An 11,609-nucleotide genomic window follows, 5' to 3' on the forward strand; every position below is an offset into this window, starting at 1 on the left:
CGTTCCTTTATTTGTTGCTGCCAGCATCTGACGTTAAGTCGGTGTCCACTCCCTGGACTGGGGACTGAGTATCGGTTAAAAGAGAGGCGTGTGAAGCAGACGAACTCGCAAACGAAATTTTATAGTGAATTAAAAAGTCTGCGGCGAGCATAAAAAACAGTAACACCCCTTGAAATAACCCGGTGATCGCCGTCGGCACGCCGAGTTCTATCTGGGCGAGATCACTGCCCATGTACAAACAGCCCATAAACAGTGCTGAGAGAATAATACCAAAGGGGTTTAAGCGGCCTAAATAAGCGACAATAATGGCAGCGTACCCATAACCGGGCGAGACAGAAGGGATCAGCTGACCGATCGGCCCCATCACTTCAGCCGCACCGGCCAAGCCCGCGAGTGCACCAGCAAATAACATCACTCCCCACACCACTTTATTACTGCTAAACCCCGCATATCTCGCGGCGGCTTTTTCTTCGCCATAAACGCGAAGTACAAAGCCTGGTAGGGTGTTAAACAGCGTAACACCGGCAATTAAAGCGATCACAATGGCAATGATGATACTGATTGAAGCACGGCCTTCATCACCAATAAGAGGCAGCAAGATGGCATCGGCAAACATGGTAGACTCAGGGAAGCCAAAACCTTGAGGATCCGCCAAGGGGCCGTGTACCGCCCACAGTAACGTATAGAGGCCGACGTAATTGAGCATGATGGTAGAAAGGATCATATTGGTGTTAAAGTAGCGTTCTAAGACGGTCGGAATCGCTGCCCAAAATGCGCCGGCAATCACGCCAGACAAAAGGATCAGCCCCGACGTGAACCAAGCGCTATCCTCGCTGGCTTGGACGGCAAAGTAACTGCATACCACCGCCCCAATCAGTAGTTGACCTTCTGCGCCAATATTCCAAATATTCGCTCGATAACAAATGGCCAATCCGGTAGCACACAACATCAAAGGCGCGGCTTTGACCATCAACTCACCTAAGTTGTAACTGTCACTGAGTGGCATGATGAGAAACACCTCAAATGCGCGCAACGGATCAACGCCCAACAAGGAAAACATCACGCTAGACACCAGCATGGTAAAAGTGATCGCAATGAATGGAGAGAGCCAAGACATCAGTTTGCCGCTTTCTCGACGAGGCTCGACCTTAAGCATGACGTGCCTCCTTAGTCGGCATCACATCACCGGCCATCCATTGTCCTATCTCTTCAATGTTCGTGCTTTCTGTTTCGACTATCGGTGACAGTTGGCCTTCGTATAACGCGGTAAGCCGGTCACATAACACAAATAATTCGTCGATGTCTTCTGAAATAATGATGATCGCAGAGCCTTGGTCACGCAACGCAATTAATTGTCGATGAATCGCACTGGCGGCACCGATATCAACGCCCCAGGTAGGGTGAGCGCAGATAAGAACACGGGGTACCTGCTCTATCTCCCGCCCAATGATGAATTTTTGCAAATTACCACCCGACAAACTCTTTGCCTGTGCGCTTTGGTTGTGGCATTTGACGTTGTTATCGATAATGATTTTATCGGCCAACGCCTTGAGTTTCCGGCCAAGAATAAAGCTCGCTCTTGTCAGCGATGCCGTGTTGGTTAATAACGTGTTATCAGTCAAACTCATTTGTGGCACCGCGCCTTGCCCCAAACGGTCTGCCGGTACATACGCCATACCGAGCGCTCGACGCTGACCTGCATTCAGATGACCGATAAACTGGTTTTCAAAAATCAGGCTATTTTGAGTCGCCCGCGTGTCTTCACCACTCAATACGGCGAGTAGCTCTTCTTGTCCGTTGCCCGCAACCCCAGCCACACCCAAGATCTCACCTTGGTTTAAGGTCAGGCTGAGATTGTCCAAACCACAACCAAATGGATTACTGGAGGGCAAGGTCAAGCCTGTTACCGAAAAGATAACTTGTTGGGTGTTTCGCTTTGGGTAAGTTTGTGTCAGGACTGCCTCACTGCCAACCATCATTCTGGCGATTGACTCCGAGGTCTCCATGGCGGGGATGCACTCCCCTGTCACTCTCCCTGCGCGCAAAATGACCGCGCGATCGCAAAGCTCTGTCACCTCTTTTAATTTATGGCTGATGAATAACACACTCGTTCCTTCACTCGCCAATTTCTTTAAAACCCGAAACAGACCAGAAACTTCGTTTGGCGTAAGAACGGAGGTCGGCTCATCAAGGATTAATAATTTGATGTTTTGAATCAGACAACGCAGGATTTCGACTCGCTGTTGCTCCCCAATACTCAAGCTGTGTACGTAGCGGTCGGGGTCTACGTGCAGGTCATATTTTTTGCTGATGTCGATGATTTTTTGGCGCAAGTCACCGAGTTGCTCAACAAACGTTTTCTCGAGTCCAAGCTCAATATTTTCTTGTACGGTCAGTGTTTCAAATACCGAAAAGTGCTGAAAGACCATCCCAATGCCCATCGCTCTCGCTTGGTTTGGGGACAGAATATCCACTTCTTTGTTATTCCATAAAATGGCGCCGTTATCTGGCTTGCTGACGCCGTAAATCATTTTTACCAATGTGGACTTTCCTGCGCCGTTTTCACCGAGCAGTGCCAATATTTCTCCTTTGTTGAGAGTCATATTGACCTTGTCATTGGCAACCACACCGGGATAAAACTTACTGATATTCCACAGTGTCAGTAAAGGTACATCTACCATAGTCTTGAACAATCCTTATTCATTTACACCGCCATATCGTGCGGGTTTATTCCTTCCCCTACCCTTTTTTACCTGTGCCCTGGTTAAGGTTTTTTGTCTTTAGCTCGGTACTCATAGGTATCGGCAAAGCGCGATAAAATCCAGTCTCCTGCGGTCACTTCAGGGTAAGGTGATACCTCTCCTTTGGTTATACAGGACGCAATGGTCTTGACCGGGGTATCAAAATTAGGTTCGACAAAGAATGGCATCGAAAAGCGCGTCCGCTGACAAGAAGGGCTGGTGACTCGATGACTGGTTGATTTGTAACAGTCATTGGTCCAACGCTGCATTAAATCACCAATATTGACGACAAAACTGTTGTCGACCGGCGGTGCCTCTAACCAATGACCGTGTCGGTCTTGAACCTGCAGCCCCCCGATGGTGTCTTGGTAGAGCAAGGTAATACAGCCGTAATCGGTATGAGCGCCCGCACCATTTTGTTCACCCGTTTGAGGCGGATAATGAATACAACGCAATACACTAATTGGAAAGGTGAAATACTGACTAAAAAAATCCATCGGTAAAGACAACGCAAGCGCCATGGCCTTAAGAATACGCAGCGCCACTTCCATACTCAATTGATATTGTTGCTGCATCAATTGAATAAAGCCTTCGAGATGGGGGTATTGGTTGGGGCCGTATAACTGCGGACAGCGAGCCACTTGTGGGTGAAATGGGCTAAGGTCGAGCGCCATATCAAAGGTTTCTTTGTGATCGCTCGGGCCATTGGGATCAAGCTGCTCAGCATTGACTTGCCCCCACCCTCGGTGGTTACTCGAATGTTGTATGCTGATCTGTTGCTTGGTTGACTCTGGCAGTGCAAAAAAGCGATCGGCCATGGCTTGAACTTGGTCGAACTGCTCACGGGGAATACCGTGACCAATCACATAAAAAAAGCCGATATCACGGCAGGCTTTGTCGATCTCGCTAATCACGTCGGTCCATTGACTGACGTCATCACTTTGTAGAGCGGAGATATCAATAATAGGTAGATTAAGAGACATTAGGTCGAGCCTTGTTGAGTTGCTTTAATACACATTCAGCGTTAGTTACCTAACGCTGAATGTCATGACGATTTATTGTGGGATTTTGGCGTCGATACCTTCGACGTACCACATCACTCCAGCTAGCTCTTGATTGGTCAACGTTTTACCTGCCGGGATAACCTCATTGCCTTGGTTGTCTTTCATTGGACCTGTGAATGGATGGAACTCACCCGATTTGATCTTGGCGTAGGTCTCGTTGATCGCGGTTTTGATGTCCTCACTCAAGTTGGGATTAACCGAAACGATTTGTAAGATTTCTTCGTCAAAACCACCCCAGTAGTCTTCGGATGTCCAAGTACCATCCATGACTTTTTGCACCGTTTCAATATAGTAAGGGCCCCAGTGATCGCGAACAGAGAACATGTGTGAGTTAGGCGCAAAGTGACTCATATCAGACGCTTGGCCAATCCCCATCTTGCCACGTTTCTCTGCGGCAATTAATGGCGCGGGGCTATCGGTGTGTTGGATAATAATATCCGCCCCTTGATCCATTAACGCATTCGCCGCATCCGATTCTTTGCCAGGATCGTACCAAGTACTCACCCAAACAATTTTAATTTTGACATCGGGGTTTACGCTTTTTGCCCCCAGATAAACCGCATTGATATCTCGAATCACTTCCGGAATGGGAAAAGAAGCAATATAACCAATGACATTAGATTCGGTCTGCATTCCGGCTGCTACGCCAGAAACATAACGCCCTTGGTAAGTACTGAGTAAGTATGTGCTAACGTTTTTAGCGCGTTTATAACCAGTAGCATGCTCAAAATGCACTTTCGGGAACCTTTTCGCTACTTTTAACGTCGGATTCATAAAGCCAAACGAGGTGGTAAAGATGACATCGTGGCCGGATTTGGCAAGTTGGGTGATTACCCTTTCCGCATCTGCTCCTTCTGGCACATTTTCGACATAGGTGGTTTCTACTTTGCCATCGAAGTGTTGCTCGAGCTCTTGTCGACCTTGATCGTGCTCATAGCTCCAGCCGTGATCGCCCACTGGGCCGACATAAACAAAACCCACTTTTACTGGGTCGTCCGCTGCCTGTGTGACAGGTAATAGAAGAGTGTTTACAGCCAGTACCGCCGCCGTTACCAATTTGTTGAGCCTCATAAATCATCCTTGTTATTGAAACTAAAACATAATAGTTAGCAATAACCAGACCAAAATACCTTCACTCAACTTATTATTGATTCTCTTATTAAATTATTGTTTTTAAATAATTAAAAAAAAATAAAGCACGGCGACTTTTAAATTGACGACCTATTTTGGTGCAATTTCTTGACCGCTTGAACAAGTTTATAACAAGCCAGTCAACCAGCTTAGTTGTATTGATACAAACACGAGTGCCCTTTTTTCGTTCATTATTGCCTTATCCCTTCACCACCTCCAAAACAACGATCAATTTAAACAAAAATCTTTTGTGATTTAATGGCTTTTTCCAACGTGACCTTTCGCATACCTTGCTTCTCCTACAACGTAAAACATTTCAACATTCAATGGCCACGACAGGAAAAGCAGTATGCATAAAGATCTCAACAGCTCGTTTACTATTGGCGTAGAGCTACCTTTAGATAATGATTGGACTCAAGAGGGCCAATCTAAACGCTTACGACAAAACAAGCCCTTTGGTGTCCCCGATATGGCAAAGCACCAAGAAAGAATCATGTTGGCTGATAAGCTTGGCTTTAAGGCTGCTTGGGTGAGAGATGTTCCTCTCTATGACCCAAACTTTGGCGATGCTGCGCAAATCTTTGAAGTGTTTAGTTATCTTGGTTATTTGGCCGCTTGCACCAAAAATATTTTGCTGGGAACCGCGGCGGTGGTGCTGCCGCTACGAGCGCCTTGGATAGTGAAAAAAGCGGCCGCGACCATTAATCAGCTCAGTAATAATCGCTTAATTCTTGGCGTAGCAAGTGGTGATCGCCCGAGTGAATACCCGGTTTTTGAGGCTGACTTTAACCGCCGTGGACAGCAATTTCGCCACAGTGTAGACATACTCAAAGACCAGGATGACAGTCAGCTCCCAGGCGAACTTAAGATCTTACCCAAGTTTGAAGAAATTCCTATTTATGTTGCAGGATTAGCGCAACAAAGCCCCGAATGGGTCGGTGAACATGTCGATGGTTGGCTCGCCTACCCCGGAACGCCAAAAGACCACGAACAAAGGGTTAAACTTTGGCGGCAAGTTGCCGGAGAAAAGCCTTATGTCAGCTTTATTCACTTAGACTTAGTCGATGATCCCAATGCGCCGATCGTCCGTCATCACTTTGGCGTGCAAACGGGCATCAACGGGCTCATCCAAGAGCTAGAGTCCATGAAAGCCATGGGAGTGGATCACATTGGTTTGCACTTTAGGCGCAACCGACAACCGATTGAAAAATCGTTAAAAGACATTGCTAGAGACGTACTGCCTCACTTTCAATAAGCAGCGAGTGACACCTTAATAGACCCCCACGTGATTCAACCATTTATACGTAAACGGTTATTGTTGATCTCGACTGTGTTTACGCCGCAGTTGCTTCGCCGCTGCGGCCAGTAGACATTTTGCATACCAACGATGAACACCACCGAGCAGATGAAACAAAAGAGCAAATTGACCGTTTGACCTAGAAGGTATTACGGCTGAGCCAAACAACAAGTTGGTTGAGATAACCACATGGCTACTGGTTTGTTCAGATTGCACACACAACCAAGAACGAGTATGCCAAGCTGAAAGCAGGATTTCCGTTTCAGTTCGACTCTCCACCCGCCAGACAGACATGTCACTGGTTTGTGCTCGCGCAAGTTGGCTGACTTGCTTGTCTGTCGAAGACTGACGACAAAATAAAGCCAGCAACCATCGTTCCAGTTTAAACCACCAAGTGGTGTAAAAAGCGTCAATAAACTCAGGCAATGTGACAGGAATAGTAACGACGGTCGAGTAACAATCTGTGAATGCATTGCGTTGTTTGTATTTACCCAGTAATGAGGCATCGGGAACCGGTACTTCTAGTGGCATGGTCAAACTCCAGTCGTTAATTAATCTGTGTTGCTTCGAGAAAACCCAAGATGACCAATTAAGGATGACCAATCAAGGACACCCAGGTATTGCGTTAAACAGAGCGAAGTATCATCACGCTCCCCCATACCACCTTAATCATAGGGTCATTGAGTCACTGAATGGCGCTGCTCACTAACAATGGTGTTCTGTTGAAGAGGCTCAGCCCGAAACATGATGAATGTCCTTAAAGCGATAAAACAGAGAATGAGCACCATGATTTACACTGAGTCAATCACCATCGCTTGCCCTTTATTAAGATGAATCATCATCAAGACCGCTGCAACCATCACCCCTGCAGCAAAGAAAAAGCCAAGTTGAGTTACGCCCAAATGGCTCAGATAGGCGATGACGACATAACTCATACTTTGTGCCAGAGTAGAACACATCTGCAGCCCACCTTCCGCTCTTCCCCGTTGGTCAACCCTAATAGTGTGATGCATTAAATTTGTTCTAGCGATACGATTTAATGCATTAAATGTACCAAAGAAAAAAGTAAACACCAGCAGTAACCACGGTGACGCCGATAAACTCATTCCTATTAGCATGACGGATGCAATCGCCATGGCTTGAATCATAATACTTTGCTGTGACCCCAAGGTTAATAATCGGCCTATCAATAAACCCGTGACTAGTGAGCCCATGCCAAAAGCAATGTTATAACCTGCAAACCAAGCGCCTGACACACCGATTTCTGAAAACCAAATCGGGACTAATTTGATGAGGAACGTTAAAATCGGGTAGCTCAACGCTGAGAGTATTAAAAAGCCATAAAAATGAGGCCTTTGCAGGAATATATCTCGACTTTCTGTCAACTGAGTGACAAAAGTGACTGATATGGCGTCCATTCGTTGTCGGCGATAGGGCGTTAACATATAACTGGTAGCGGCAATGGCAGACGCCATCGCAGCCCAGCTAGAAAATTCGAACATCCCCCACCATTCCAGCAAAACCACCCCCAAAGCTCCAGAACCTAATGTAGTGACTTGCATGATGACCTCTTGTTTTCCCGAAATCGAAGCGTATTCGTTTTGATTAAAATTTTCTTGGGTAAAGGCATTATTGGCCGACCAAGCCAAGTTACTCGAAGTCCAAAAGATCAACTGAGCAACCGCAAGTAACCAATTAGACTCGCAACCAATGCCATAAAACACAGCAACCACCGCCGCTGTAATAGATTGTATTAGCTGAACCGAAACCAAAAGTCGCTTTCTTGAATATCGATCAATCATAGTGGAGAAAAAAGGGGTAAAGACAAATGAAAGAAGGGTACAAGATAAAGCCAGTAATGCCACAAAAGACCCCATATTAGGCGTCAATAGCATAACCCAAGGTAAAGCCATCATGAAAAGCCCTGAGGATACCCCATCAAAAAACCGTCCCGTTAAATAGGTTGTTGTCCGTGTTTTTACTGCTGATTCCATATTTCTTTCCGATAAGACCAATTTGTTGACACGTTAATACCTCAGGTTAACTTGAGGTAAAGCACTTTTTTATATAATGTAAAAAAGAGCGGATTAAAGGACACAGAATGATGGAAATGACGGTTGGTGAGGTAGCAAGAAGGTCTGGAGTAAACATATCGACCTTACATTTTTATGAACAAAAGGGGCTTATTTACAGTTGGCGTAATCAAGGTAACCAGCGACGTTATCATCGCAATGTATTACGCAGAATAGCCGTCATCAAAGCAGCACAAATGGTTGGGTTAACCTTAGAAGAGATAGCGGATTCACTTTCTGAACTGCCTAAACATCAGGCTCCAAGCCAAAAGCAATGGACACAGATGGCTTCAAATTGGAATGCGATGCTTGAACATCGTATTCAACAGTTGAAGGCGCTACAGCATGACCTAGGTGGATGCATTGGTTGTGGCTGTTTATCAATGCAATCTTGCGTGATTTACAACCCTCAAGACATTCGCGCAGAAACCTTCTCGGATAAAACGCGATTGACGAACCCCGAGGATTGGCCTTCTTAAATAGAATGCCCACTCTCACAGTAATTTGGTATAAAAATTAGGGAAAAATCAAGGACACCCAAGTATTACTTCTCACGTTCCATGTAAGTGATTAAAAAGCCCACAACATTATCATGGGTCTGCCGAGGCTTAGGTCAAATGCAGCGGAGACCACTGTTTCATCTAGCCTACCCATGAATAAACATACGGCAGAAGCGAATCAAGTGAAATGCTCAAATTAAAACGAAAAAAGCCTGCTAAACAAATGCTTAGCAGGCTTTTTAAAGGGCGAGACCCCAGCCACATCCCGGCACACAAGTCACTCGCTGCGGCTGCTTCCTTCCGGACCTGACCGAGTTCACGAGCTATTGTTGCGAGAGGACCAGAGCCTCATAATGCTGTGAGACTTACGCCTTAATATGGTGCTGATTATTCACGAACTCGGTCCAGAATGCAAGTGCCAATCAACGCTCAATCCCTCTTGCTGTATCGTTTGCTTAAACATCCAACAATTGCAGTGGACATTTTCACCACAAGCCCCCTACACTACAGCCAAAGCCAATGATAAATTAAGAATAATGCCCAACGAATTCCTACGTGCCATCTACCTCGTCATTCACCAAATCCCACCCGGAAAAGTATGCAGCTATGGTTTGATTGCAAAGATGGCGGGCTACCCAGGTTATGCGCGCCATGTGGGCAAAGCGCTCGCCCAACTGCCCGAGGGTTCACAACTGCCATGGCATCGGGTCCTCAACAGCCAAGGACAAATCTCATTAAAAGGTCAACGTTTTGATGCCCAACGTCAGGCATTACTCAATGAAAAAATCACAGTCTCTGAAACAGGCCGAGTCTCGTTAAAACAATACTTATGGCAAGGCGATTAATAGTAAAGCACACGATTACTGAGCTTGTAATAAAAGTGAGGCACTGAGCTTGCTGCCCAACTCAACCGGGTGCAGCTTGGCTAACTGATAATGCCCTTGCGGATAGTAACTGGCTGTCGCGGATAACCAATATGTCTCATCCGAATCACTGAGTTTTCGTTTGTCGTAGGACATATCAAACCGATAAGGGTATGGACGCTCACTGACGCGAAACTTATGCTTTGCGATGGGATAAAGCTCACCGCCCGTAGATGGCTTGACCAGCAAGGTAATCGTGATCAGTGCCTCAGCGGGGAGAGACTCGTCATTAAGCACGAAAACATGGCCATAAAGATGACGAATCGGAGACTGATACGTCTCAAGTGATGGTGCAGACTGACAAGCCAACAACCCCAAACACAAACCAAACAGAATAACCTTTTTAAACAAATATGACCGATTCATTAACGTTTATTCACTCAAATGGATTGGAAGATAGATAACCTAGGTGTAAAGTGATAAACAATTATCACGCAATACCCCATTTAGTCACGACTAAGACCCCAATAATGCCCTTTGCCACAGCGCAAAGAGGGTGATGAAAACCTAGCTTTTAGCATGACTAGCGCCTTACCCCTAGGCAAAATCATCGACTGTCATGGGTCTAATTTATTATAGGATGTCCGTTATGAGTACACCTCTTCATCAATTATTGCATTTATTACAACTCGAGCGCTTAGAAGAAGGCCTGTTCCGCGGTCAAAGTGAAAACCTTGGTTTACCGCAAGTCTATGGCGGTCAAGTGATCGGCCAAGCACTGTCAGCCGCGCGCTATACGGTACCTGAAGATCGCACGGTTCACTCCTTTCACAGCTACTTTTTGCTTCCCGGCGACCCTGAAAAGCCTATCATTTATGACGTAGAAAAACTGAGAGATGGCCGCAGCTTTTCAACTCGCCGAGTCAAAGCCATTCAAAACGGTAAGAACATTTTCTACCTCACCGCCAGTTACCATATCGACGAAGAAGGCTTCGAACACCAAAAAGCCATGCCAGACAATATCCCAGGCCCAGATAAATTGGAATCGGAAACCGAACTGGCCCAAAAAATTGCCGAGTATTTACCTGAAAAACTGCGCCGAACTTTTTGCGGTGAAAAGCCAATTGAAACGCGTCCTGTTATCGCGATTAACCCATTAAAACCCAAAGCCAACGAAGCCAAACAGTACTTGTGGATCCGCGCCAATGGTGAGATGCCAGACAATCGCCTGATCCACCAATACTTATTAGCCTATGCATCAGATTGGGGCTTTTTGGTCACCGCGCTGCACCCTCACGAAGTCTCGATCATGACCCCAGGATTTCAGGTGGCGACCATCGATCATTCCATTTGGTTTCACCGCCCATTTAAAATGGATGATTGGCTGCTCTACGCCATTGAAAGTCCAACCGCCAGCGGTACTCGCGGCTTAGTACGCGGAGAGATTTACAACCAGCAAGGCCAGCTCGTGGCCAGTGCCGTACAAGAAGGTGTCATGCGCCAGCGTCAAAAATAACCCTCCACTAAATTGGCATAAAAAAGGTGGCCCCAGCGCCACCTTGTGTCTTTGTCCCAACACTTACCAAGCTTAAGATTGACTCTTTTTCGCCTGTTTTTGCTCATAAGCCGCGAGTTGCTCGGGTGTTGCTGCAGGTTGGTGATTATCTTTCCACTCCTGATAAGTCATGCCATAAACACGCTCACGCGCATCGTCTAGCGACAGTTCAATCCCCTGCTGCTGTGCCTCTGCCAAATACCACTTACTTAAACAATTGCGACAAAAATCCGCTAAGATCATGAGATCAATGTTCTGCACTTGTTTATTGTTGTCTAAATGCGCTAAAAGCTGACGGAAAGTAGCCGCATCGAGCTTGTCTTGCTCTGCTTGAGACAGTGATTGATAGTTAAATTTGCTCATTGTTTTATCCTGTATTAATCAAC

At 46.2% G+C, this 11,609-nt stretch carries 12 protein-coding genes and 1 other RNA gene; 4 read left to right on the forward strand and 9 right to left on the reverse strand.

From position 1 onward, the window contains the following. Positions 1–7: 7 nt before the first annotated feature. From AB0763_RS08945 to AB0763_RS08960, 4 genes are all read right to left on the reverse strand, one after another. Positions 8–1,156 carry an ABC transporter permease gene (locus tag AB0763_RS08945; RefSeq protein WP_306100407.1) on the reverse strand — a complete coding sequence of 383 codons (1,149 nt, stop codon included), beginning with the start codon at positions 1,154–1,156 and terminating at the stop codon, positions 8–10. Beyond that, entirely contained in the window at positions 1,149–2,681 is a 1,533-nt protein-coding gene (locus AB0763_RS08950) for an ABC transporter ATP-binding protein (protein WP_306100408.1), read from the reverse strand. Before AB0763_RS08950 ends, AB0763_RS08945 begins: the two co-directional genes overlap by 8 nt. Before the next feature lie 83 nt (positions 2,682–2,764). Beyond that, positions 2,765–3,724 (reverse strand): isopenicillin N synthase family oxygenase, encoded by a 960-nt coding sequence (locus AB0763_RS08955; RefSeq protein WP_306100409.1) that lies wholly within the window; start codon positions 3,722–3,724, stop codon positions 2,765–2,767. A gap of 72 nt (positions 3,725–3,796) precedes the next feature. Continuing rightward, positions 3,797–4,876 carry a BMP family ABC transporter substrate-binding protein gene (locus tag AB0763_RS08960; protein WP_306100410.1) on the reverse strand — a complete coding sequence of 360 codons (1,080 nt, stop codon included), beginning with the start codon at positions 4,874–4,876 and terminating at the stop codon, positions 3,797–3,799. A 409-nt stretch (positions 4,877–5,285) separates the two neighbouring features. On the opposite strand from AB0763_RS08960, the gene AB0763_RS08965 reads away from it, so the two are divergent. After that, positions 5,286–6,191, forward strand: coding sequence for a TIGR03571 family LLM class oxidoreductase (locus tag AB0763_RS08965; RefSeq protein ID WP_306100411.1), 906 nt, complete (start codon positions 5,286–5,288; stop codon positions 6,189–6,191). 57 nt (positions 6,192–6,248) lie between these two features. Here AB0763_RS08965 and AB0763_RS08970 read toward each other — a convergent pair whose 3' ends face one another. Both AB0763_RS08970 and AB0763_RS08975 read right to left on the reverse strand, forming a co-directional pair. Then, a complete protein-coding gene (locus tag AB0763_RS08970; protein ID WP_306100412.1) occupies positions 6,249–6,764 on the reverse strand; it encodes a hypothetical protein in 516 nt (171 codons plus the stop codon). Positions 6,765–7,024: 260 nt separating this feature from the next. Then, a complete protein-coding gene (locus tag AB0763_RS08975; RefSeq protein WP_306100413.1) occupies positions 7,025–8,227 on the reverse strand; it encodes an MFS transporter in 1,203 nt (400 codons plus the stop codon). A gap of 110 nt (positions 8,228–8,337) precedes the next feature. On the opposite strand from AB0763_RS08975, the gene soxR reads away from it, so the two are divergent. After that, on the forward strand, positions 8,338–8,784 hold the full coding sequence (soxR, locus tag AB0763_RS08980) for a redox-sensitive transcriptional activator SoxR (RefSeq protein ID WP_306100520.1): 447 nt from the start codon (positions 8,338–8,340) through the stop codon (positions 8,782–8,784). A 270-nt stretch (positions 8,785–9,054) separates the two neighbouring features. Here the strand turns inward: soxR and ffs are convergent. Further along, positions 9,055–9,151: signal recognition particle sRNA small type (ffs, locus tag AB0763_RS08985), an RNA gene on the reverse strand. Between the two features lie 190 nt (positions 9,152–9,341). Here ffs and AB0763_RS08990 point away from each other — a divergent pair. Next, entirely contained in the window at positions 9,342–9,650 is a 309-nt protein-coding gene (locus tag AB0763_RS08990; protein WP_306100521.1) for an MGMT family protein, read from the forward strand. A 15-nt stretch (positions 9,651–9,665) separates the two neighbouring features. On the opposite strand, the gene AB0763_RS08995 is transcribed toward AB0763_RS08990, so the two are convergent. Further along, positions 9,666–10,094 (reverse strand): YbaY family lipoprotein, encoded by a 429-nt coding sequence (locus tag AB0763_RS08995; RefSeq protein ID WP_306100414.1) that lies wholly within the window; start codon positions 10,092–10,094, stop codon positions 9,666–9,668. A gap of 223 nt (positions 10,095–10,317) precedes the next feature. On the opposite strand from AB0763_RS08995, the gene tesB reads away from it, so the two are divergent. Then, positions 10,318–11,184 (forward strand): acyl-CoA thioesterase II, encoded by an 867-nt coding sequence (gene tesB, locus AB0763_RS09000; protein ID WP_306100415.1) that lies wholly within the window; start codon positions 10,318–10,320, stop codon positions 11,182–11,184. Positions 11,185–11,256: 72 nt separating this feature from the next. Here tesB and AB0763_RS09005 read toward each other — a convergent pair whose 3' ends face one another. Next, positions 11,257–11,586: a DUF1244 domain-containing protein gene (locus AB0763_RS09005; RefSeq protein ID WP_306100416.1), complete on the reverse strand. Its 330-nt coding sequence runs from the start codon at positions 11,584–11,586 to the stop codon at positions 11,257–11,259. Positions 11,587–11,609 lie beyond the last annotated feature (23 nt).

The organism is Vibrio sp. HB236076, from assembly GCF_040957575.1.
Classification (GTDB): Bacteria; Pseudomonadota; Gammaproteobacteria; order Enterobacterales; family Vibrionaceae; genus Vibrio.